Source organism: Burkholderia sp. BCC1972, from assembly GCF_905339605.1.
Lineage (GTDB): Bacteria > Pseudomonadota > Gammaproteobacteria > Burkholderiales > Burkholderiaceae > Burkholderia.
On the sequence record NZ_CAJPGH010000038.1, the window covers coordinates 37,349 to 59,339 of the forward strand.

A 21,991-nucleotide genomic window follows, 5' to 3' on the forward strand; every position below is an offset into this window, starting at 1 on the left:
ACAAAAACATAAAAAAGTAGTGCGTTCGAGCCATAAAAGTGTTTGTTTGAGTCAGGCGCGGGCGGAATCAGAAAATTAAACTCGGTTCACATCAATCGATTTCGTCCCAATCCGAACCGGTGTCAATTACATCATGACGCACAAGCTCGAACCTCTTTTTAACCCTCAATCCGTCGTATTTATCGGTGGGAGCAATCTGAATTCAGCGCTGAAGTATCACGCCGAGTTGGAGTTCGTTGGGGCTACTTGGGTGGTCAATCCGAAGTACGAATCGCTTGGTGGTTTCCCCTGTTTTGCTACCGTCGACGATTTGCCCGAAGCTCCCGACCTGGCGTTCGTTGCTATCCGACGCGAGGCCGCGATCGAGGTGGTCGAAGCGCTTCGATTGAGGGGTTGCAGAGCGATCGTCTGCAACGCTGCGGGCTTTGCGGAAACGGGCGAAAGCGGCGGCGATCTGCAAAAGCGGTTGATTGAGGCCGCAGGTGACATGGTCATGATCGGGCCGAACTCGGTAGGCCTGGTCAACTTCGTTCGCCCGATGGCGGCGATGATGGATCATTTCGGTGTTCATAGTGTCGAGACCGGTGTTGCCATCGTGAGTCAAGGCGGAGGGCTGCTGTGCGACGCGGTGTTCTCCGATCGAGGTCTGGCAATTACGCATCTGGTCGGTGGAGGCAATCAAGCGGTCATCGGCATGGAGTCGTGCGTTGACTACCTACTTGATGACCCTCGTGTCACCGCGGTCGGACTCTCGTTTGAAAGCTTGCCGGATGTCTCGATTCTGCGTCGCGCTGCGGCGAAATCTCTCAAGCTCGGCAAGCCGATTGTCGCCATCAAGTTTGGGAAGACCGCGGCCGGTGCACACGCCGCGGCCTCACATACCGCCTCCATGGCCGGCGCGGGCGCCGCGTGGGAGGCATTGTTCGACCGGCTCGGCATCATTTCCGTTTCGACGGAATCGGACTTCTTCGAGACGCTCAAGTTGGTTCATTCCGGGCAGTTGCCAAAGGGGCGTCGAGTGCTCGTCGCCTCCGTCTCTGGCGTGATGGGTGTCATGCTCGCGGACCATCTGAGCGCGGCGGGGTTCGACCTGCCGCAGCCGACCGGCGAACGGGTTGAACGCCTTCGGGAGCTGCTTCCTATCATGGCGACGCCCTGCAATCCCCAGGACGTGACGATGGGCGCTTGGAACGACAAGGACCGCCAGACCGCAATCTATTCAGCCTTGCTCGACGAAGGTTATGACGTCGCGCTGATGGTGCAGAACTACCCCCGAGACCGGATGTGGGACATCAGCGAGTATTCCGCGCAGGTGGAAGCATTGGGTGAAGCATGCCGTGGGCGCGGTGTGGCCGCGATGCAGTTGGCACCCATGGTTGACTGCTTTCCGGCCGACGAGCGAAACCATACTCAAAGCTTGGGCCTGGCTGCAATGCAGGGGCTCGATGAGGGCGTCCGCGCCCTCAGTCACGCCACCTGGTGGCGTGAGCGCCGTGACCAACTTCTCGAAGCAGGCCTCGAGCGCCTTACTTCATGTGGCGATTGGACACCCGACGTAGGGGTCCGCTACGACGAGGCATCTGCAAAGGCACTGTTGGCGGATGCAGGCATCGCCGTTCCGGCATTGCGAACGACGACCCCAGAGAAAGCCGCCGAGGCTGCTGCAGAGGTCGGTTTTCCCGTCGCGTTGAAGGCTCTTGACGCTCGACTGCTCCACAAGACCGAAGTGGGCGCCGTAAAAATTGGACTCTCGTCGGCAGAGGCTGTTCGCGCAGCGGTCGAGGTCATGCGAGACGCCATGCAGAAGTCCGTCCCCGACATTCCGCTGAACAAAGTGATTGTCGAAGCTATGGCAAGTGATGTAGTCGCAGAGATGATGGCTTCCGTCACCTATGACCCGTCTGTCGGACCGCTCTTGATGGTCGCCGGCGGCGGCGTCGAGGCCGAGTTGTGGAATGACAGCATCCTGCTGGCCGCCCCGTTCAGCAGGGAAGAGATATCGCGAGGCATCAATCGCCTCAAGGCGGCCGAGCTCATTAAGGGATGGCGTGGTCGGCCCGCCGGAGATATCGAAGCACTGCTGGATGCTATCGAGGCCTTGGCGCGCTTCGCGATCGTCAACAAAGTCGAAGACGTCGAGATAAACCCCATTCTGGTCGGGAAGAAAGGGGCATTCGCCGTCGACGCTGTTCTCAAGATGGGCGGCCCGCCGAAGCAGAACGAGAACGTACTGCCTGTTAACAAGCGAGAAGAAAATGTCGAATACCCCATTCAATGATGCCGCGTATGAGCACCTCATCTATGAGGTCGACTCGGAGCACGTGTGCTGGTTGACCCTGAATCGGCCCGAGAAGCTCAATGCGATGAACCTGAAGCTTATCGCCGAGCTCCGGGCCGGACTGCAGCGAGCGGACAACGACGAATCGGTGAACGTGATTGTTATCCGAGGAAATGGTCGTGGCTTCTGCGCTGGACACGACCTGGACGAAGACGCAGCTGACGACCGTAGTTCTATCTACGAATACCGGATGCACTACATCCGGCAGTTCGAGGATTTCACGACGCCGTGGGTCGTTAGCAAGCCGGTCATCGCTTCGATTCACACCTACGCGATTGGCAAGGGCTTCGAGCTGTCCCTCTTCTGCGATATCTCGATTGTCAGTTCGGACACGCGTATGGGCTACAACGAAGTCCGCTACGGCGTCTCCGGTCACTGTATGTTCCTGCCGTGGCTCGTGAACATGAAGACCGCGAAGGACCTCCTGCTGACGGGGCGCGAGCTCTCGGCGCAAGAGGCAAAAGAGCTTGGTTTGGTGACCGAGGTCGTCGAGCCGGACCAGCTCGCCGAGGCAACCCGCAAGAAGGCGACGCTGATTGCACGCCTGCCTCGCCAGATGCAACGGATGCACAAGATGTATCTCAACCGCGTCTACGAAATGCAGGGGCTGAAGACCGCAACGGACTACTACCTGGAACAAGTCGCCATCATGGGCGCTCAGCCGGTACCGGAATACGCGGAATTCAGCCAGATGACCGCCGAGAAGGGGCTTCGCGCCGCTCTGGCCCACGCCAACGCACGCTATAAGGGGCTCGACTGATGGACTTCCAGCTTACGCAAGAGCAACGGATGCTCTCCGAAACGGTTCAAGCTTTCTGCGAGAAAGAACTCATCCCCAACGAGCAGCTCTTGGAAAAGACCAATGAGCTGCCCCGCGAACTGGAGCTCGAGATTCGGCGCAAGGCCATCGAAATTGGTCTCCACGCCTGCAACATGCCCGAGAGCGTGGGAGGCGCTGGGCTCGATTGCGTGTCGTTCACGTTGGTCGAGAAAGGGCTGTCGCGCGCGTCGCTAGCCCTCGCCGAATGCGTGCGTCGTCCCAACAACATCTTGGCGGCATGCGTCGGAGACCAGATTGGTCATTTCCTCGAACCCATCATGCGGGGAGAAAAGCGCGAGTGCATTGCGATGACTGAACCCGACGCCGGCTCCGACCTCAAGGGCATGAAAACCCGTGCAGTGAAGGACGGCTCGGACTGGCTCATCACTGGCACCAAGCACTTCATTTCCAACGCCCGGATCGCCGACTTCGTCATTCTCTTCGCTGCCACTGGCGAAGAGCAGACCGCGTCTGGCATTCGCAAGCGGATTTCATGCTTCCTGGTCGACCTCGACACGCCGGGCCTGGAAGTGACGCAAGGCTACGAGCACATGGGACATCGCGGCTACTACAACGACATCCTGCATTTCGACAACGTGCGCGTTGGCGACTGGCAGATGGTCGGCGGCGAAGGCGAGGGCTTCAAGGTTGTGAACGACTGGCTTGGACCGGGGCGCCTGACGGTCGCTGCAGTTTGCCAGGCACGCGCAGAGCGAGCTTTCGAGATTGCCGTCGACTACGCCGCGCAGCGTAAGCAATTCGGCCAGGCTATCGGCAAGTTCCAAGGCGTCAGCTTCCCGCTCGCAGATATGGCGGTCGATATTCGTCTGGGTGACCTGCTCCTGATGAACACCGCCTGGCGAGTCGACCAGAACTACTCGAGCCAGGCAGAAGATTGCGCGATGGCGAAGCTCTGGTGCTCGGAGATGCTCGGTCGCGTCGCTGACCAGGCAATCCAAACCTGCGGTGGTATGGGCGTCATGGCCGACCTTCCCCTGGAGCGTATCTACCGGGACGCTCGCGTTGAGCGCCTTTGGGAAGGCACGTCCGAAATTCAACGACACATCATCAGCCGCCAACTCATGCGGCAACGAGGAGCGTAAACCATGGCTGCAAACGTTATGACCGCCGTGCATCTGGTTGGCCACGGCGGGCTCGAGAAACTGATTGTCCGAGATGACATTCCGGTACCGCAGCCGGGCCCGGGTCAGGTGCTGGTTCAGGTGACAGCATCGGGCATGAACAACACCGACATCAATACGCGAACCGGCTGGTACAACCATTCGGTCGTTTCCGGCACCACGAAGGAGGGTGGCAAGGAAGGTTTCGGCATCGTCGAGAAAGGCATGGGCGACTGGGAGGGCGGCCTCACGTTCCCGCGCATTCAAGGTGCTGATGCCGTGGGTCGCATCGTTGCCGTCGGCGCCGGCGTCGATTCGTCGCGTGTTGGCGAGCGCGTCGTCTGCGACCCGTATATCCGCAATCCCGACGATGTCGAGGGGCTCGAAAGCGCGGGCTTCCTCGGCTCGGAGTACGACGGCGGCTTCGCTCAGTACACGGTGGTGCCGTCGCAAAACGCGGTGAGCATCCCCAAGGACCTCGCGGTTTCGGATGCTGCGCTGGCAACGCTTCCGTGTTCGGGCGGCACGGCCATGAACATGCTGGTGATGGCAGGCGCGAAGAAAGGCGACATCGCACTCGTTACCGGCGCATCCGGCGGCGTCGGTACATTCCTGATTCAGATTCTGAAGGCGCTCGGCGCCGAAGTCATCGCCGTGTCCAGCAAGTCGAAGATGCAGGCCGTCGCTGAGCTGAAGCCGGACCACGTGATCGACCGCGACGGCGGCAACCTCGTCGAGCAGGTGCTGAAGGCAAGCGGCGGCCGAAAGCTGAGCCTGGTTGCAGACGTTGTCGGCGGTAGCGAGTTTCCGAAGCTACTGAAGCTGCTGCGTCGCGGGGGCCGGTATGTCACGGCGGGTGCGATCGGCGGCCCGAAGGTGGACCTCGACCTGCGCACGCTCTACCTCAAGAACCTTTCCCTGTTCGGGTCGACGGTGTATCTGCGCGAGACGTTCCCGAAACTCATCGAGTTCGTCGTGACGGGTCGGGTCACCCCGTTTAGCGCAAAGACCTGGCCGCTGACTGAAATTCACGCAGCCCAGACCGAGTTCTTCGAGAAGAAGCACGTGGGCAGCCTTGTGCTTCTTCCGCCGCCGGTAACGGAGGAAGTGTGAGCTTCGTCGAGATGTCTTTCGAAGTCAGAGCAACTCTCGTCGGCACGCTTCCCAGGGGGAATGCCGGCGCGGGATTGGAGTGTGCGCGATGAGTGACGCTGTACGAACCGAGAGAATCGGCCGCATCCTGGAAATTACCCTCGAGCGCCCGAAAGCAAACGCCATCAACGCAGCCACGTCGAAGCTGCTGGCTAAGGCGTTCGAGCTCCTCAATGACGACGATAGCTTGTCGGTCGGCATCATCACCGGCGCGGGCGAGAAGTTCTTTTCCGCCGGCTGGGACCTGAAAGCTGCTGCGGATGGCGAGGCGCCGGATGCTGACCAGGGCATTGGCGGGTTTGCTGGGCTGACGGAATACTGGTCGCTCAAGAAGCCCGTCATCGCCGTGGTCAACGGCATGGCGCTCGGGGGCGGCTTCGAGCTGGCACTAGCGGCCGACATGATTGTCGCAGCCGATCATGCAACGTTCGCCCTGACCGAGGCTGCCATCGGGCTCATTGCCGATGCTGGAGGCGTAATTCGCCTTCCCAGGCGCCTTCCCCGCGCTATCGCGATGGAGATGATGATGACCGGTCGCCACGTCGCCGCAAGCGAGCTCGAGCGGTGGGGATTGGTAAATCAGGTCGTTCCGGCGGCGTCACTGCGCACAACAGCGCTCGAATTCGCATCGCGGGTGGCCGCGTGTGCGCCGCTTTCCTTGCAGGCAATCAAGGAAATCGACCGGGCCACGCAGGGCGCGAGCGAGTGCGATGCGTACCGGCTCATGCGTGAGAGCGAGCTTCCTATCTATCGTCGAGTGTACGCAAGCGAGGACGCAGCCGAGGGTATCCGCGCGCTGTCGGAAAAGCGAGCGCCTGTTTGGAGAGGACGTTGAAATGGCAGAAATTTATGATGCTCCCATTCCGTGGAGCGGAGTCGTTAAAGAGGAATTGACGCTGTTCCGCACACAGGTTCGTGAACAGTGGATTGACGCGTTCGGGCACGTCAACACGGCGCACTATCTGACCATCGGCGACCATGCAAACTGGGCGTTCTGGAACTGGCTGAACGGGCCCGCCGGCACGATTGAAGCTCGGGATGGACACGAATATGTGATCGTCCAGAACAGCGTCAACTATCTGGACGAGATTGCACTGGATACACCCATCCACGTCACCACGCAACTGCTCGACGTGGACGAGAAGCGCTACATCCTCTTCCATCGTATCTGGAAGTCGGACGGTAATGTCCTCGCTGCCACGAACGAGGTAAAGTGCCTCGCCTTCAATCTCGCGGAGCGAAGAGCCGAGCGGTGGCGCCCTGTCGTCGCGGAACGTCTCAGCCAAATCCACGCGGCCCAGGCGCACCTCGAAATCCCGAAGGAAGCTGGCGTCGGCATCACTTTGAAGAGGAAGTGAAGATGCGCATCCAACGAATCACCCTGTATTCGGTCCCAATCGATGTCGGTATGGAGTTGACGCGATACGTCACCAGCCAATCTATCAATCCCGCTCTCGACGTGCTCGTCGTCAAGCTGGAGACCGACAACGGCCTGGTCGGCTGGGGAGAGGTGGCGTCAGCCCCCCCTTACTATCTGCCGGAGCTGTCTGCCGGCGGCCGAGAGGGGATTTGCTATGTCGCCCCGGTTGTCCTGGGCCGGGACCCACGTCACACCGCCCGTATCCTGGCGGACATTTCGGGGGCGCTTCGAGGCCACGGAAATTCGAAGACAGCGTTGGAAATGGCCCTCTGGGATTTGGCAGCCAAGGCCCACGGCCTGCCGCTCGTCGACCTTTGGGGCGGAAAGGTCGCGGAGAGCGTGCCGGTGCTCTCCGTCATCCGCATCGGCACCCGAGAGCAGAGCCTCGCTGCGTTCGAAGCTGAGCGGGCCAAGGGCTACTCCCGCTTTCAAATTAAGGTAGGTGCAGGCGAGCCGCACGAAGACATCGCTACCATCCGTACCGTTCAAGGTATGGGCAAGCCGCACGAGCGGCTTTGGTACGACCCGAACCGCGCGTGGCTGGTCGACGATGCGGTACGAGTCATTTCCGCCGTACGCGACCTGTCGCCGATGATTGAGAACCCGTGCGAGACGTACGAGGAATGCCGCGCGGTCGTGCAGCGCACCGGGGTTCCCATCATGCTGGACGAAGTCATCGATAGCCCGCGCCGATTTGTCGAGGCTGTGCAGGACAATGTCTTGGACGTCGCTTCGTTGAAGACGTCCTGTATCGGCGGCATCGAGGCGACTCGTCAAGCTATGGGGCTCGCGAAGGTCTTCGGCGTCCCGGTTCGAATCGAGGACTATTACGGCACGGGCATCCTGCTGGCATGCGTCGCCCACATGGCGCATACCTTGCCGCGCAACCTGGTCTTCGGTCTCTATGACTACGTCAGCGACGACCTCCCCCTCGTGAAGAATCCGCTCGTGGTTGTCGGCGGCGAAATCCGTCTGCCGGAAAACGGTGCACCTGGCCTAGGGGTGGAGATCAACGAAGCGCTCCTCGGCGATGCGACGGCCGTGTTGGAGGCCTCGTGAACCAGGCTGCCCAGGACGTAGTGCCGGCTGGTACTGTCGACGACTGCTCGTTGACAGGGGCGCTTTCCAATGTGCAGGTTATCGATATCTCGGTCAACGCACCGGGACCGTTCGCCTCAATGATGCTCGCAGACATGGGCGCGAGCGTGGTCAGCATCGAAAACCCGGTGCATGGCGCCCCCGTTTATGCAGGTGCCGCTGATGACCCCATGTTGGCAGGGCGTGGCGGTCCAAATGACGCCCTTGCTCGAGGAAAGGCTCGACGCGCGCTCAACCTCAAATCCGACGAGGGCAGGGCTGCCCTCGTCGAGATGGTCGCCGGCGCCGACGTGTTTATTAGCGAGATGAGGCCAGGAAAGCTGGAAAGTCTGGGGCTCGGATGGGATGCGCTACGCACAGTCAATCCCCGCCTCATTCTCTGTGAAATCACTGGGTACGGTCGTGCCGTTGGCCATGCCACGAAAGCGGGCCACGACATCAACTATCTCGCACTCTCGGGAGCGCTTTCGCTTATCCGCGACGCTTCAGGGAAGCCCATCGTTCCGCAGAACCTCATCGGCGATTACTCGGCCGGTGGCGCGATGGCCGTGTCGGCCATCCTGGCTGCGCTGTTCGAGAGGGAGCGGACGGGAAGCGGGAAGCACATCAACCTCTCTATGACCGATGGTATCCGGTACCTGATGTCCGATATTTCTGCGGCGACCCTGTTGGCGGGCAGCCCCGAATCCAGTTGGCGTGCCACATTGAACGGCGGCATGCCCACCTACGACACATACCAGACCGCTGATGGAAGCTGGATGGCCGTAGGGGCGCTGGAGCCGAAGTTCATTGCGGAACTGGCCGCGAGGCTGGATTGGCCCGAGCTGTCGGCCAAGATGGAACGCAAGGATGGTTGGGATGAAGCTCGTGAAGGGCTTCGAATGAGATTCGCATCCAGGAGTCGTGAGGAGTGGGATCGAATCTTCGATGGCAGTGATGCTTGTGTTGTGCCGGTTCTGTCGCTGGACGAAATGAGGTCGACTGCAGTCGCGCGATTGGCAGAGGTCTTCGGTTCACGCGCAGATTTCTGATCTGGTCATGCGCGGAGCGAAGCTTTAGACCAAATGAAACAACGAAAAATGGTTTCTTTCTGTCGGTCCGTGTCAAAAAAATGGAGAGTCACATGCGGAAGATTCTAGCTGTCGTCGTTTTTATCCTGACTGGCATGACAGCCAGTTGCTTTGCTGCGCAGGACGCGGCGGAATGCAAGGCAGTACGCCTTGGCGAGACCAGTTGGGCAGACAACGCTGCGACGACTGGCATCGCCATGTCGGTGTTGCAAGCTGTCGGGTACGCCCCTGTCAAATCGCTTGTCTCGTCTCCGATTGCTTTTTCTTCCATGCAGAGTGACCACCTGGACGTGTTTCTCGGCGACTGGTCTCCCACGCTGGATGCTTCGGTGAACCCTCTGCTCGCGCAAGGTAAGCTCTATCAGGTGCCTACGCCCAATCTGACCGGGGCCAAATACACACTGGCCGTACCGACCTACGCGGCGGAACAGGGGCTTCGCAGCTTCCAGGATATCTCCCGCTTCAAGGAACAATTGGACGGGAAAATCTACGGGATTGAATCTTCCGCATCAGGGAATCAATCCATCAAAAACATGATCAAGAAGAACCTCTACGGCCTCGGCGATTTCACGCTGGTGGAGTCGAGCGAAGCTGGGATGCTCGTGGAGGTGACGCGCGCTATCGCCAAGAAAAAGCCGATCGTGTTTCTCGGTTGGGCGCCTCACCCGATGAACCTAAATTTCAAGATGACCTATCTCTCCGGCGGCGATGAGGTATTCGGTCCGGACTACGGGGCGGCCAAGGTTTACACGCTCACGTCCAAGGACTACAGTGTTCGATGCCCCAACGCAGCGCGGCTGGTGAGCAATCTGAAGTTCGCTCCAGATATGGAAAGCGAGTTGATGGTTGGTATCGCCGACAAAAAGGATCCTGTCGAGCTCGCGAAAGGTTGGATTCAGAAGAACCCCAAATATCTCGACTCGTGGCTGCAAGGGGTAACGACGTTTGACGGAAAGGATGCAACATCTGCAGCCAGGCTGTATTACGGCATCCGATGATGCTCGCTTATTAGGGGCGCGACGCACCGCAAGGTCGAGTGAAGGCTCCAGCCCATTTTGATGAAAAGCTCCACCATGAAATCTATCACGCTGCTTATCGGAGATGGGTTTCCTCTGATGTCTCTGTCGCTGATAACTGAGCCGCTGCGCGTAGCCAATCGCGAATGCTTGGAGCCGGCGTTCCGATGGAGGATCGTGAGCATTGACGGCGAGCCGCCGCGCTCATCCTCGGGCATTTCAATTGCAATCAACGGTGGATTAGACAACGAACCAGCCGATGCAATCATCGTTGTCGCATCCTACGCACCCGAGCGTATGATCTCGCCGGATGTCCTCGGCTGGCTCAGGCGGCACGCCCTCTCGGGGTGCATGATGGGCTGTGTCGACACCGGTGCACTGATTCTGTCTGAGGCGGGCTTGCTGAGAAAGCATCCTGCCGTAGTCCACCACGAAGCCCTCGCCGGCTTCGTTGAGCGGCGGAAAGAAGACTTCTTTATGGACCGGCTTTTTGACCTTGGCGGCAACCGCTGCTCGAGCGCCGGCGGGGTAGTGACGATTGATATGACGCTTGCGTTAATCGCACACTTTGAGAGCGAGCGACTGGCGCGTCGTGTGGCTGAAGTACTGAATTATCGACCACTCGAAACTGAGCGAGCTGATGGCGGGTTCGGCGCCGATTGGTCGCTTCCGCGAGTCAACCACACGCTCGGCAAAGCGGTCGAGTTGATGCAGATGAATGTAGAGACCCCGCTGAGCATTCGGGACATAGCGAGTCGGCTCGAATGGCAAGAGTGGAGGCTGCGCAGATTGTTCATTCGTTATCTCGGGAAATCGCCGCAAGCATATTACCTTGAGCTGCGTCTTGACCTGGCAAGGAATCTGCTGCGGAACTCGCACGAAAGCGTAGGAAATATCGCTCTGATGTGCGGTTTCCCGGCCAGCGAGAGCCTGACGCGCGCGTACAAGAAGCGATTTAACGTCACGCCCAGCAATGACCGAGCGTTTCCCCATATCTCGGTTCGGTGACAGGTCGGGGCTCTGAAGCGGAGTTTTGTGACGAGAGGTTCGGGCGTTGGTCGGAACGGACTCGGGATTCGTAGCGATCAGAAATTAGAATAGTGATGCTGTCGCCGGTGGGGAACTTGCGTGACGTGAGGCCGTATTTTCCATATTTATATTAGTATTACTGAGGAAAGTTTGAATGAAGGTAATTGTGGCAGTTAAGCGTGTTTCTGACTACAACGTGAAGGTTCGCGTGAAGTCCGACAACACGGGCGTCGACATCGCGAACGTGAAGATGTCGATGAACCCGTTCGACGAAATCGCGGTGGAAGAAGCGGTGCGCCTGAAGGAAGCGGGCGTTGCAACGGAAGTGATCGCGGTATCGGTGGGCGTTGCGCAAGCGCAGGAAACGCTGCGCACGGCGCTGGCGATCGGCGCGGATCGCGCGATCCTCGTCGAATCGAACGACAGCGTCGAGCCGCTGGCCGTCGCGAAGATCCTGAGGGCGCTGGTCGACAAGGAACAGCCGCAACTTGTGATCCTCGGCAAGCAGGCGATCGACGACGATTCGAACCAGACGGGCCAGATGCTGGCTGCATTGGCGAACCTGCCGCAGGCGACGTTCGCGTCGAAGGTTGTGATCGCTGACGGTAAAGCGACGGTCGCGCGTGAAGTCGATGGCGGCGCGGAAATGCTGTCACTTCAACTGCCCGCGGTCGTGACCACGGATCTGCGCCTGAACGAGCCGCGCTACGTGACGCTGCCGAACATCATGAAGGCGAAGAAGAGGCCGCTGGAAACGGTGAAGCCGGAAGACCTGGGCGTGGACGTCGCGCCGCGTCTGAAGACGCTGAAGGTGGCCGAGCCGCCGAAGCGCGCAGCGGGCGTGATGGTGCCGGACGTGAAGACGCTGGTCGAGAAGCTGAAGACCGAAGCCAAGGTGCTGTGAGGGAGCGGAAAGAAATGACGATTCTGGTATTTGCGGAACACGACAACGCGTCGATCAAGGCCGCGACGCTGAACACGGTGGCGGCGGCGGTAAAGATCGGCGGCGACATTCACGTGCTGGTGGCGGGCCACAACGCGCAAGCAGCGGCGGATGCGGCGGCGAAGATCGCGGGTGTCAGCAAGGTGCTGCTGGCCGATGCACTGCAACTGGCGGACGGCCTCGCGGAAAACGTCGAAGCGACCGCGCTGAACATCGCGAAGGACTACTCGCACATCCTCGCGCCGGCGACGGCCTACGGCAAGAACATCGCGCCGCGCATCGCCGCGAAGCTGGACGTCGCGCAGATCTCGGACATCACGGCGGTCGATTCGGCCGACACGTTCGAGCGCCCGATCTACGCGGGCAATGCAATCGCGACGGTGCAGTCGAGCGATCCGATCAAGGTCATCACGGTGCGTGCGACGGGCTTCGATCCGGTCGCGGCGGAAGGCGGTAGCGCAGCGGTCGAGAAGATCGAAGCGGCGGCGGATGCAGGCAAGTCGCAGTTCGTGAGCCGTGAAGTGACGAAGCTGGACCGTCCGGAACTCACCAGCGCGAAGATCATCGTGTCGGGCGGCCGCGGCCTGGGCAGCGGCGAGAACTACACGAAGGTTCTCGAGCCGCTGGCGGACAAGCTGGGCGCAGCACTGGGCGCCTCGCGCGCAGCAGTGGATGCCGGCTACGTGCCGAACGACTATCAGGTCGGCCAGACCGGCAAGATCGTCGCACCGCAGCTGTACATCGCGGTCGGCATCTCGGGCGCGATCCAGCACCTGGCCGGCATGAAGGATTCGAAGGTGATCGTCACGATCAACAAGGATCCGGAAGCACCGATCTTCAGCGTGGCCGACTATGGCCTCGTTGGCGATCTGTTCGCGCTTGTGCCGCAACTGGATTCTGCCTTGCTTGCGGGCTGAGTTCGGTACGCTAACGTCGACTTTGGGGGGGGCATGAGCTTTCTCGACAACTTACAGAGGGTAAGGGCGGAGGCGGCCCAAGCCGCCAACGTTGAAGACGCGGCGATGTGGCGATGGTTCTCGGGCTTGCTTGAGGAACATCGCATTCGCTGGTGCCTTGCTGGAGAGAAATGGCTCGTCAGCGTCGACAACCGACACGTCGCGACCCATCGGGGATTCGACAGTGCCATTCGGATGGCAAGGGAAAACGCAGAGCAATTCGTAAGGTGCAGGGAAATGCGTGCAATAGAAAGGCGTGAGTCGCGTGACGACCTTGGTGCTAGGCATACCGAGTCTTGCTGTAGGTGATTTAAGCCGGCAGCAACGCAGTCATCAGCCAGCACAGAAAGTGTGTTATCGAGATTCCAGAATCTGACCAGCACTGGCTGGCCGTCTGTTCCGATTGGCGATAGGCGTGCGCTTCGAGCATCGTGTCGGCGCGAATGTGTGGTGACGTTGTCGCCGGGTGTAGCGAAGTGGATTTAACCATCAAGCGAACTCGGCGTCGCGTACTGGCTGCGAATCGAGGGCTTATCTACGATGGCGCGCTGGCGGTTGCGACAATTCAACAGGATTCTGAGGGAATCGAGTTCGCAGGTCGGCGCGCGCTTGGGGCGTCGCGCGAGACGAAAAGCCGCACTGCTTGGTCTTGAAACCCCGACGTGTTTTCTTCCGTTTATGCGACAGAGCAGTGTGTGATCTCGACCAACGCCGTTCCGTAGCCAATTCTCTCACCGTCGACGACCGACATCTTTCCGAGCTCGCAGCGAAATGGTGCGACGACCGGAAAGAACACGGAGTCGACCTCGATATAGGCCACATGTTGTCCCTCAGCGACCTCGGTATCTTCAACTGCCATATTCCGATCAAGCAATGGATGTGTGCGAGCGAAGTGTCCACTGCATGGCGCGCGAAGGAAACAGCGCGAGCGTGAGAGGTCGGCTGATGGGCCGGCGCCGGGAGGCTCGGGATTTTTTATCCTATCGGTACGCGCCGGGCGATCGAACTCCAACCGGATAGTTTGATCGCCGGCCGTGTATACGCATTCCACGATGGCGGTGTGTTCAAGTGTTGCGACCAGTCCTTCGAGATCTTGGAGAGTCTTCATTATTTCGCTCCATGCAATGCGCCACTTGCGATGAGGCGCTCAAGATGATGGATATCGAAGCCGCCCTCGACGAACGATTGCTCATTCATCAACAGACGATGGAGCGGCACCGACGTGTCGACGCCCCCGATTACGATCTCGTCGAGCGCGACTCGCATCCGCGCGATGGCTTCATCTCGTGTACGGCCGTGGGCAAGCAGCTTCGCGATCAGCGAATCGTAGTGCGGCGGGATCGTGTAGCCAGGGTATAGATGCGACTCCACGCGGATGCCGGGGCCGCCTGGCGCGATCCATGAGTCGACTCGGCCGGGAGACGGTGCGAACTTCCACGGATGCTCGGCCGTCAGTCGACATTCGATCGCATGGCCGCGAGTTTCGATGTCCGCTTGTGAGAAAGACAGCGGCTCGCCCATCGCGATGTGGATCTGCTCGGTCACGATGTCGACTCCCGTCACCATCTCGGTGACCGGATGCTCAACTTGCACCCGCGTATTCATCTCGATGAAGTAGAACGCATCGTCTTCGTAGAGAAACTCGAACGTACCCGCGCCGTGATAGCCGATGCGAACACAGGCTTCGGCACAAAGGGCGCCGATGCGCGCAATGTCGTCGCGGGCGATGCCCGGTGCGGGCGATTCCTCGATCACTTTCTGGTGGCGCCGTTGCATCGAACAATCGCGTTCGCCGAGCCAAACCGCGTGGCCGTGGATATCGGCCATCACCTGAATCTCGATATGGCGCGGACGTTCGAGAAACCGCTCGAGATAGACGACCGGATTGCCGAACGCCGCTGCGGCTTCCTCGCGAGTCGTCGAGACGGCCGATAGCAGATCGGCCGGTTCGCGGACGACTCGCATGCCTCTACCGCCTCCACCGCCGGATGCCTTGACGATCAGCGGATAGCCGACGGTGTGCGCGATGTCGACGATGAGTGTGTCGTCCATCGGCAATGCGCCGTCGGAGCCGGGGACGCACGGTACGCCGGCAGCCTGCATCGCGCGCTTCGCGCTGACTTTGTCGCCCATCATTCGGATCGCAGCGGCACTTGGACCGATGAACGTAAGTCCGGTCTGTTCGACAGCTGCGGAAAAGTCGGCATTTTCGGACAGAAAGCCATAACCGGGATGGATCGCGTCGGCGTTCGTCAGGCGCGCCGCGATCAGGATTTCGCTCGCCCGCAGATAGCTTCGGGATGAAGGTGACGGCCCGATGCACAAGGCATCGTCGGCCAATTGCACGTGACGGAGATCCGCGTCGGCTTCGGCGTAGACAGCGACGGTCTTCAGACCGAGGGTGCGGCACGCCCGCAATACGCGTAACGCGATTTCTCCGCGATTGGCAATCAATACGGTATTGAACATCGGGCCTCTATGTGGATTCAATGACGAAGAGCGACGTGTCGCGGGAAACGGACGCGCCGTCCGGGACGAGAATTTCGGCAAGCCGTCCGTCGCAGTCGGCTTCGATCGGGTTCAGCAGCTTCATTGCTTCGACGAGTCCCAACGTCATGCCTGCTTGGACTCGATCGCCCGGCGACGCGAACGGCGGTTGATTCGGGCCCGGCGCGCGGTAGAAGGTTCCGACCATGCCCGCGTCGATCGTATGCCGTTGCGGATCGCTCGTGTGGTTCGTGTCTTTTGCGTCTGCAGCGGCATGCTCGGGACGGAGAGCCGCGGCCTCTGTGGGAGTGTTCGCGGCCGATCCGGCTTCGCGATGGTTACGCACGAGTCGGATTTTTTGGTCACCGTTCGTATAGTCGAGTACCATGACGGACGAGCGTTCTAGCAGGGCTACGAGGCCGCTTATGAAGTCGTGGTCCATGCGGGTCTCAACTGAATGCCTTGACGGCAATACCGGCCTGTTCGAGCGTACCGCGAACGCGAGCGGCCATGTCAATCGCGCCGGGTGTGTCGCTATGCACGCAGATTGTATCGATCGGCACCTCCAGCATGCGCCCCGATATCGTTTCGATCGCGCCGGCCTGAATCATCCGCAGCATCCGCGCGGCCGCCTGGCCGGCATCATGCAGGACCGCACCGGGCGTATTCCGCGGCAGTAAGTGGCCTTCCTCGTTGTAGGCGCGATCGGCGAACACCTCGCTGCGCACGCGCAGCCCCATGTCTCGACACACCCGCTCCATCACGGCGCCGGAAAACGTCATGCAGATCAGCTCAGGATTCACGGCCTTGATTGCGCGGGCGATGGCCGTCGCGACTTCTTCGTCCGTCTGTGTGAGATTTCCGAGTGCGCCATGCGCCTTCACATAGGTGATGCGATGGCCCGCATAGCGGGCGAGGGCGTCGGCAGCGCCGATCTGATACGCGATCAAGCGCTCGATTTCCCCGGCGGTGAACGGCATGAGCCTGCGGCCGAACCCCCAGACGTCGGGGAAGCCGGGGTGGGCACCGACCGCGACGCCGCGATCTTTCGCCATCGCGAACGTGCGCGCCATGATTTCGGGGTCACCCGCATGCAGTCCGCACGCGATGTTGGCCGACGTCACGATGTCGAGGATGGCTTCGTCGTCGCCCATCCGGTAGCGGCCGAAGCCTTCGCCCATGTCGGAGTTGAGATCGACTTCAAGATGCTGTGTCGTGTTCATACGCAAGTTCCTCGTCGGAATGGAAATTTTTCGTGAGTGTCTTCAGCCGCGATGAGCCATCAGCGCGAGATTCCCGCGTATCCGCTCATATTCGTCGGCCTGCTCCCGCAACGCCGCAACGGCCGTATCGAGATCGGTCAGCGCAAAGCGGATGCGGCATCCCACCGGCGTCTGCGCGAGCTTCCACAGGTCAGCCTCGATGACGGTCGCGATCTTGGGATAGCCGCCGCAGGTGTTGGCCTCTGCCATCTGCACGATGGGCAGGCCCGACGGCGGAACCTGTACGGTGCCCGGTACGATGCCGTGCGACAGCAGTTCTACGGGCGACGTGAGCGCGAGCGTCGGTCCGTTGAGTCGATACCCGACCCGATTTGCCTCGGCGGTCACTTCATAATCCATTTGCTCGAAAGCGGTACGAGCCGATTTGGTGAAGCACTGATACTCAGCGGCCGGCAACGCGCGGACTGTCACAAGGCCGGCGGACAACGCCCGCATGAACGATGGCAACTGTTTCGGCACGATGCCGATGCCGGCCGGCGAGACGTTGGCACGCCGTTCGTGCGGCCGCGCCGTCAGCACGTCGCCCCGTTTCAGACCGCGACCCTGTAGCCCGCCGAAGCCGCCTTTGAGGTCTGTGGAGCGGGAACCGAGTACGGACTCGACGTCGATGCCGCCGCCGATCGCCAGATACGCACGTGCGCCGCGCCGCGGATGTTCGACCACGACGGTTTGCCCCGCCTTGACGGATCTCCGCCACCAGGGGGCGGTTGCGTGATCGTCGACGAGGACCGTGCAGTCGGCCCCGGTCGTCGCGAACTCGGTGTCTTCCTGAAAGCGGATCCGGAACGGGAACATGCTGATCTCAATTCCGGACTGATCCGCTTCATTTCCTACCATCGCGTTCGCGAGCGCCAGCGCCATGCCGTCCATCGCACCACCACGACTGATGCCATTGTCGAGATAGCCGCGTCGGCCGAGATCTTGGATCAGGTTCGCGGCGCCACTAGACAAAATTTCGATCATGATTCGATCCTCCTGACGCTGAACCGGACGCGATCGCCGGGCGAGATTAGGCAGGCGGGTTCACGGTTCACGTTGAACATCTCGATGTCCGTTGTTCCGAGCAGATGCCATCCGGACGGCGCGGTGCATGGCATGATTCCCGCCTGAGTGCCGCCGACGATTACCGTGCCGGCAAGGACTTTCATTCGTGGCACCTTGCGTCTCGGCGCGGTCAGTTCCGGCGGCAACCCGGTCAGGTAGGCAAAGCCGGGCATCGAGCCGATACAGGCAACGGTGTAGACCGCATCGGCATGACGTTGGACGTACGCCCGGACGTCCAACGACGCGGCGGCCGCCAGTTCGCGCAGGTCTTCGCCGGCGGCTCCGCCATACACGACCGGGATCTCGATGTCGCGGGCCGTTCCCGCGATCGGTTCCGTGGTTTCCCACAGCCTGAGCAGCAATTCCGTCGCGTGGCCGGGCGCCAGTGTCAGCGGGTCGAACACGAACAGCAGGTTGTTGACGCCGGGCACCAGTTCACGTGTGCGATCCCGACCGGCTTGCTGGCGAAGGCGCCGCGCGAGCGCGATCAGGCGGCGCTGCAGAGCCGGGTCGAACACGCCGTTGGACGGATCGAACAGGATCGCGCAAGCCCCGGCCGCATGGACGCGGGGCGCAAGTTGAGGCTGACAGCTTGCTGCCAGCCGTTCCGTGGAAGAATTCATTCGGATCATCTCATCGATTTCCAGCGAGTTCGTGCACATGGACGCGCGATGTATCGCGTCGTTGCGTCATTCCTGCAGCGGCTTGCGCGCGGTTTCCTTTGCCGCGAACAACGCGACGAGCGTGACGACGAGGCCGCCGCCGACGTACAGCGAGATTGCGCCGGTCGATTGATAAGCGCGGTAGAGTGCAGCGAACACGAGCGGGCCGAATGCGCCGCCGATGATGCCTCCAAGCGTTGCGGCGAGCGATGCGCCGGCATAGCGCACGCGTGTTGGAAACTGTTCGGTGACGAAGGACGCCTGCGGACCGTACATCATGGCCTGGAAGAACATGCCGATCACGACGGCCGCGCAGATCGCGACTGGTTCGCGGCTGTCCATCAGGTGGAAATAGGCGATGCCCCAGAATATGGACAGGGCGGCCCCGACGCCATACACGACGCGTCGACCCAGGCGGTCGGACAATCCACCGAATAACGGCACGGACACCGCGTGCAGCACGGAGCCGAGCATCGTCGCCGTCAGTGCGAGTGAACGCGGTAGGTGCAGCACCGTCGTGACGTAGGTGAGCGTGAAGACGATCAGCAGCCCGTATACGATGTCCGAGCCGATGCGGACGCTCCCGGCGATCAGCAGGCGCCGCCAGTGGCCGACGACGACTTCCCGGATGGGCAGTTGGGCCTTGTGATGGTGGCGCTCGAGCTGTTTGAACATCGGCGTCTCGTCGACGCCGCGCCGAAGCCAAAGACCGAACGCAACCAGCACGGCGCTCGACAGGAACGGAATCCGCCAACCCCACGTCTGGAACGCATCGGCGGGGAATGCCACTGCGCACACCGCGAGAAAGCCCGCGCCGAGCAGCGTGCCACATGCGGGACCGACCTGTGCGAACGACGCATTCAGGCCGCGTCGGTGCTGGTCGCCATGCTCCATCGACAGCAAGACGGCGCCAGCCCATTCGCCGCCGATGGCCGCGCCCTGCACGAACCGCAATGCGACCAGCAATACCGGGCTCCAGATGCCCCACGCCTGATACGTCGGGAGCATTCCCATCAACCCGGTCGCGATGCCCATAAGTACGAGCGTCGCGACAAGGACGAACCGGCGTCCGAACTTGTCGCCGAGGTGGCCGAAGATGACTCCGCCGAATGGCCGAGACAGGTAGCCGACTGCATACGTCGAGAATGCAAGAATGGTCCCCATCATCGGATCGAACGATGGGAAGAAAATCGTGTTGAACACCATCGCGGCCATCAAGTTGTAGATCGTGAAATCGAACCACTCGAGCGTGGTTCCGATCGAACTTGCCGCTGCGAGCCGACCCATGCGAGGCGATTTTTGCGACATATTGCCGGACGAACTGTCGGCGTCCGGGGAGAGGGTGGTCGTGTTTTCCATCATGCGCACTCCCGGGCATCAAGACTCCATGTGAGCGTGTACCGTGCTGCGGCCTTGTGCGAACCCGCCAGCTCGGTGGCCGATCGCTGAAGGGCCTCGTCGCTTGCTGCCGCATGACTGCTTTCGATCAAGAAGATGGGCTGCATTTTTCGGGTCGACAGGTTTTCCAACGGCAGCGGCCGGCTCAGATCGTCATCGGGGATCAGCAGTGCCGAGCGTACGAATCCGCGTTCAGTCGACAGTGACTTGCCCAGTTCGCGGCATCGCGCGATCAGCTCGGCAGGTGCGGCCGGCAACTCGAGCGGCAGTATCGCCAGGTGGCCACCGCTGCCTTTGCCAATCTCGGCGTGCAGGGTGCCGATGCGGCGTACCGGCGTGCGCATTTTCGGTAGCACCTTGAGCGACCACGGCGTCTGATTTTTGAACGCATGGGCATAAGCCGGAGAGGCGAACGGGCCTATGGTGTCTGCCCAGTACAGGGCAAGATATCGCGGGCCACCGTCGACCGCCACGTAGCGCGCGGCTGCGAGGACGCCCGGCATGCGTACGCGGTCCTCAAGGTGCTCGCGGTCATACCATTGATTGAAGTCGTCGTCGTCCTGCTCATCGATATCGGATGCCACGAACAGCAATCCGCGGGGTGCGTCGTTCATCGTGTCGCCTCGTTCGTTCGATTGGGATGTCGCATCGTCAACACCCAAAAAGGACCGGGCAAACGGGATTTTCTTGGTCAATCCGATAGATTTTTCTTATCCGTGTCGCGGCAGGTACGCCAGTGGTGGAGCGCGCGTGCTGCGCAGAGGTAATTGTCGGAGGCCTTAGTCGGGTTTTTCCTTATGGTGACTCGGCCTTGTACCGCGGCGTGGGCGTGATTTGCTTGGCATATTTAGCTAATACGATTCTTGGAATTTACAGACGGAATTTGGCAGGCGAAGTTGTGGTTGCGGCACGAGCCCGTACTGCGGATTGTGTGTCGGTATAGACGGTCTCAACGCGCAGAATACGGATCGAGATACCGTTAGGAAAAAGTTGCCATGAATACGCGATTTCTTGAAAGTTTCCTTCTTGTTGTCGAACTCGGGAGTTTTCGCGCCGCGGCTGAGCGCCTGTGCGTGACGCAGGCCGCGATTTCAAATCGAATCGCAGCATTGGAAGAGGAGATCGGAGCACGCGTGTTCGTGCGGGATTCGCGGGAGCTACGGTTGACGCCGGTTGGCAGGCGCATGATCGGCTATGGCGAACGGATGCTCGAGTTGCAGGGCGACATCATGCAACTCGCACGTTGCGACCAAAAGATGTTGGGCAGCGTGCGTATCGGCGCGATCGATACGATCGTACATACGTGGCTGATCGATTTCGTCGAGCATTTGCAGTCGTCGTATCCGGGCATCGAGATCCAGTTGAGCGCGGAATCAACGGAGCAGCTCAATCGTAGCCTGCGCGACGGCGAAGTCGACGTCGCTTTGCAGACGGACCAGATGATCGGCGACGGAATGATCAGTCACGCATGCCTGCCGATGGCAATGGGATGGATTGGCCGGCCGGGTGACGGATCCGCCGGCCTCGATTCTCATGAAATTCTGGCGAGGCCAGTTGTGTCGATGAGCCGCGGCTCGCAGCCGTACCTTGCCTTGAGGGATGTGTACAAGCGTGTGGGGCTGCCAATGCGCAAAGTGCATTGCGCGAATTCGATTGCTGCGATCGTCCGGCTCGTCAAATGCGGACTTGGCTACGCGCTGATCCCGCTGCCGCCAGTAAGGGAGCAGGTCGACCGCGGTGAACTGGAGATCATCCCATTCGAAATGCCCTTGCCATCGCAAGCGCTCGTCGTGAGCTTCATGGAAAGCAGGGCGTCCGACGCGATCCGTTGTGTGGCGGAGCTTGCGTGCCAGGAAGCGGATCGATTTGTCCGATCGTTGCCGACACCATTCGCCGTGAAGTGACGAGTGCTAGATGAGTCGTATGGAGGGCGTCGGGCATTGGACCTGATCGCGCCGGGTGGTTCATGCCGAGCAGTTCATCGAAAAATTGTAGTGATGTGATCGGAAGCATGCACGACCGGATACGTTTTTTATGGAGCAGGCTATGCAGTTCGGCCAACTGCCTGCCGCTCGGGCTGGTTCATGCTTTGGCCTCGTCGATTGCCAGCACCAGAAAACGAGTACTCCCTGTGTCGCTTGCTTGCCCCACGCT

General features: G+C 60.6%; 21 protein-coding genes. 13 read left to right on the forward strand and 8 right to left on the reverse strand.

Annotation, left to right across the window (positions count from 1 at the left end):
- Positions 1-133: 133 nt before the first annotated feature.
- The 12 genes from U5798_RS34120 to U5798_RS34175 all read left to right on the forward strand — a co-directional run bounded on the left by U5798_RS34120 (position 134) and on the right by U5798_RS34175 (position 12,924).
- Positions 134-2,278: an acetate--CoA ligase family protein gene (locus U5798_RS34120; RefSeq protein WP_322084586.1), complete on the forward strand. Its 2,145-nt coding sequence runs from the start codon at positions 134-136 to the stop codon at positions 2,276-2,278.
- Positions 2,256-3,098, forward strand: coding sequence for an enoyl-CoA hydratase/isomerase family protein (locus tag U5798_RS34125; protein ID WP_322084587.1), 843 nt, complete (start codon positions 2,256-2,258; stop codon positions 3,096-3,098). The genes U5798_RS34120 and U5798_RS34125 overlap by 23 nt, the downstream gene beginning before the upstream one ends.
- Positions 3,098-4,261, forward strand: coding sequence for an acyl-CoA dehydrogenase (locus tag U5798_RS34130; RefSeq protein ID WP_322084588.1), 1,164 nt, complete (start codon positions 3,098-3,100; stop codon positions 4,259-4,261). Before U5798_RS34125 ends, U5798_RS34130 begins: the two co-directional genes overlap by 1 nt.
- 3 nt (positions 4,262-4,264) lie before the next feature.
- Positions 4,265-5,392: an alcohol dehydrogenase family protein gene (locus tag U5798_RS34135; protein WP_322084589.1), complete on the forward strand. Its 1,128-nt coding sequence runs from the start codon at positions 4,265-4,267 to the stop codon at positions 5,390-5,392.
- A gap of 88 nt (positions 5,393-5,480) precedes the next feature.
- Positions 5,481-6,266, forward strand: coding sequence for an enoyl-CoA hydratase-related protein (locus U5798_RS34140; RefSeq protein WP_322084590.1), 786 nt, complete (start codon positions 5,481-5,483; stop codon positions 6,264-6,266).
- Position 6,267: 1 nt separating this feature from the next.
- Positions 6,268-6,789 carry an acyl-CoA thioesterase gene (locus U5798_RS34145; RefSeq protein ID WP_322084591.1) on the forward strand — a complete coding sequence of 174 codons (522 nt, stop codon included), beginning with the start codon at positions 6,268-6,270 and terminating at the stop codon, positions 6,787-6,789.
- A 2-nt stretch (positions 6,790-6,791) separates the two neighbouring features.
- Positions 6,792-7,910, forward strand: a complete 1,119-nt coding sequence (locus U5798_RS34150; protein ID WP_322084592.1) for a mandelate racemase/muconate lactonizing enzyme family protein — start codon at positions 6,792-6,794, stop codon at positions 7,908-7,910.
- A complete protein-coding gene (locus U5798_RS34155) occupies positions 7,907-8,980 on the forward strand; it encodes a CaiB/BaiF CoA-transferase family protein (RefSeq protein ID WP_322084593.1) in 1,074 nt (357 codons plus the stop codon). Before U5798_RS34150 ends, U5798_RS34155 begins: the two co-directional genes overlap by 4 nt.
- A 92-nt stretch (positions 8,981-9,072) precedes the next feature.
- Positions 9,073-10,017, forward strand: a complete 945-nt coding sequence (gene choX / locus U5798_RS34160) for a choline ABC transporter substrate-binding protein (RefSeq protein WP_322084594.1) — start codon at positions 9,073-9,075, stop codon at positions 10,015-10,017.
- Between the two features lie 75 nt (positions 10,018-10,092).
- Positions 10,093-11,043 carry a GlxA family transcriptional regulator gene (locus U5798_RS34165; protein ID WP_322084595.1) on the forward strand — a complete coding sequence of 317 codons (951 nt, stop codon included), beginning with the start codon at positions 10,093-10,095 and terminating at the stop codon, positions 11,041-11,043.
- A 175-nt stretch (positions 11,044-11,218) separates the two neighbouring features.
- Positions 11,219-11,968, forward strand: coding sequence for an electron transfer flavoprotein subunit beta/FixA family protein (locus U5798_RS34170; RefSeq protein WP_322084596.1), 750 nt, complete (start codon positions 11,219-11,221; stop codon positions 11,966-11,968).
- Between the two features lie 14 nt (positions 11,969-11,982).
- A complete protein-coding gene (locus tag U5798_RS34175; protein WP_322084597.1) occupies positions 11,983-12,924 on the forward strand; it encodes an electron transfer flavoprotein subunit alpha/FixB family protein in 942 nt (313 codons plus the stop codon).
- A 715-nt stretch (positions 12,925-13,639) separates the two neighbouring features.
- Here the strand turns inward: U5798_RS34175 and U5798_RS34180 are convergent.
- The 8 genes from U5798_RS34180 to U5798_RS34215 all read right to left on the reverse strand — a co-directional run bounded on the left by U5798_RS34180 (position 13,640) and on the right by U5798_RS34215 (position 20,532).
- Positions 13,640-14,071: a hypothetical protein gene (locus tag U5798_RS34180; protein ID WP_322084598.1), complete on the reverse strand. Its 432-nt coding sequence runs from the start codon at positions 14,069-14,071 to the stop codon at positions 13,640-13,642.
- The gene (accC, locus tag U5798_RS34185; RefSeq protein ID WP_322084599.1) at positions 14,071-15,432 is read right to left on the reverse strand and encodes an acetyl-CoA carboxylase biotin carboxylase subunit; all 1,362 of its coding nucleotides are present in this window, start codon (positions 15,430-15,432) and stop codon (positions 14,071-14,073) included. The genes U5798_RS34180 and accC overlap by 1 nt, the downstream gene beginning before the upstream one ends.
- A gap of 7 nt (positions 15,433-15,439) precedes the next feature.
- Entirely contained in the window at positions 15,440-15,892 is a 453-nt protein-coding gene (locus tag U5798_RS34190) for an acetyl-CoA carboxylase biotin carboxyl carrier protein (protein ID WP_322084600.1), read from the reverse strand.
- A 7-nt stretch (positions 15,893-15,899) separates the two neighbouring features.
- The gene (locus U5798_RS34195) at positions 15,900-16,673 is read right to left on the reverse strand and encodes a 5-oxoprolinase subunit PxpA (RefSeq protein ID WP_322084601.1); all 774 of its coding nucleotides are present in this window, start codon (positions 16,671-16,673) and stop codon (positions 15,900-15,902) included.
- Between the two features lie 42 nt (positions 16,674-16,715).
- The gene (locus U5798_RS34200; protein WP_322084602.1) at positions 16,716-17,696 is read right to left on the reverse strand and encodes a biotin-dependent carboxyltransferase family protein; all 981 of its coding nucleotides are present in this window, start codon (positions 17,694-17,696) and stop codon (positions 16,716-16,718) included.
- The gene (gene pxpB, locus U5798_RS34205) at positions 17,693-18,400 is read right to left on the reverse strand and encodes a 5-oxoprolinase subunit PxpB (RefSeq protein ID WP_322084603.1); all 708 of its coding nucleotides are present in this window, start codon (positions 18,398-18,400) and stop codon (positions 17,693-17,695) included. The genes U5798_RS34200 and pxpB overlap by 4 nt, the downstream gene beginning before the upstream one ends.
- Positions 18,401-18,466: 66 nt before the next feature.
- Positions 18,467-19,726, reverse strand: a complete 1,260-nt coding sequence (locus U5798_RS34210; RefSeq protein WP_415859529.1) for an MFS transporter — start codon at positions 19,724-19,726, stop codon at positions 18,467-18,469.
- 71 nt (positions 19,727-19,797) lie between these two features.
- On the reverse strand, positions 19,798-20,532 hold the full coding sequence (locus U5798_RS34215) for a DUF4286 family protein (RefSeq protein ID WP_322084604.1): 735 nt from the start codon (positions 20,530-20,532) through the stop codon (positions 19,798-19,800).
- Between the two features lie 300 nt (positions 20,533-20,832).
- Between U5798_RS34215 and U5798_RS34220 the strand changes: the two genes are divergently transcribed.
- Positions 20,833-21,741, forward strand: coding sequence for a LysR family transcriptional regulator (locus U5798_RS34220; RefSeq protein ID WP_322084605.1), 909 nt, complete (start codon positions 20,833-20,835; stop codon positions 21,739-21,741).
- Positions 21,742-21,991: the final 250 nt, after the last annotated feature.

What these genes read in the sequence shown, in the direction of transcription:
- U5798_RS34120 (WP_322084586.1), top strand. Translation starts at nt 134, where the DNA reads ATGACGCACAAGCTCGAACCTCTTTTTAACCCTCAATCCGTCGTATTT.
- U5798_RS34125 (WP_322084587.1), top strand. Translation starts at nt 2,256, where the DNA reads ATGTCGAATACCCCATTCAATGATGCCGCGTATGAGCACCTCATCTAT.
- U5798_RS34130 (WP_322084588.1), top strand. Translation starts at nt 3,098, where the DNA reads ATGGACTTCCAGCTTACGCAAGAGCAACGGATGCTCTCCGAAACGGTT.
- U5798_RS34135 (WP_322084589.1), top strand. Translation starts at nt 4,265, where the DNA reads ATGGCTGCAAACGTTATGACCGCCGTGCATCTGGTTGGCCACGGCGGG.
- U5798_RS34140 (WP_322084590.1), top strand. Translation starts at nt 5,481, where the DNA reads ATGAGTGACGCTGTACGAACCGAGAGAATCGGCCGCATCCTGGAAATT.
- U5798_RS34145 (WP_322084591.1), top strand. Translation starts at nt 6,268, where the DNA reads ATGGCAGAAATTTATGATGCTCCCATTCCGTGGAGCGGAGTCGTTAAA.
- U5798_RS34150 (WP_322084592.1), top strand. Translation starts at nt 6,792, where the DNA reads ATGCGCATCCAACGAATCACCCTGTATTCGGTCCCAATCGATGTCGGT.
- choX (WP_322084594.1), top strand. Translation starts at nt 9,073, where the DNA reads ATGCGGAAGATTCTAGCTGTCGTCGTTTTTATCCTGACTGGCATGACA.
- U5798_RS34165 (WP_322084595.1), top strand. Translation starts at nt 10,093, where the DNA reads ATGAAATCTATCACGCTGCTTATCGGAGATGGGTTTCCTCTGATGTCT.
- U5798_RS34170 (WP_322084596.1), top strand. Translation starts at nt 11,219, where the DNA reads ATGAAGGTAATTGTGGCAGTTAAGCGTGTTTCTGACTACAACGTGAAG.
- U5798_RS34175 (WP_322084597.1), top strand. Translation starts at nt 11,983, where the DNA reads ATGACGATTCTGGTATTTGCGGAACACGACAACGCGTCGATCAAGGCC.
- U5798_RS34180 (WP_322084598.1), bottom strand. Translation starts at nt 14,071, where the DNA reads ATGAAGACTCTCCAAGATCTCGAAGGACTGGTCGCAACACTTGAACAC.
- accC (WP_322084599.1), bottom strand. Translation starts at nt 15,432, where the DNA reads ATGTTCAATACCGTATTGATTGCCAATCGCGGAGAAATCGCGTTACGC.
- U5798_RS34190 (WP_322084600.1), bottom strand. Translation starts at nt 15,892, where the DNA reads ATGGACCACGACTTCATAAGCGGCCTCGTAGCCCTGCTAGAACGCTCG.
- U5798_RS34195 (WP_322084601.1), bottom strand. Translation starts at nt 16,673, where the DNA reads ATGAACACGACACAGCATCTTGAAGTCGATCTCAACTCCGACATGGGC.
- U5798_RS34200 (WP_322084602.1), bottom strand. Translation starts at nt 17,696, where the DNA reads ATGATCGAAATTTTGTCTAGTGGCGCCGCGAACCTGATCCAAGATCTC.
- pxpB (WP_322084603.1), bottom strand. Translation starts at nt 18,400, where the DNA reads ATGAATTCTTCCACGGAACGGCTGGCAGCAAGCTGTCAGCCTCAACTT.
- U5798_RS34210 (WP_415859529.1), bottom strand. Translation starts at nt 19,726, where the DNA reads ATGGGTCGGCTCGCAGCGGCAAGTTCGATCGGAACCACGCTCGAGTGG.
- U5798_RS34220 (WP_322084605.1), top strand. Translation starts at nt 20,833, where the DNA reads ATGAATACGCGATTTCTTGAAAGTTTCCTTCTTGTTGTCGAACTCGGG.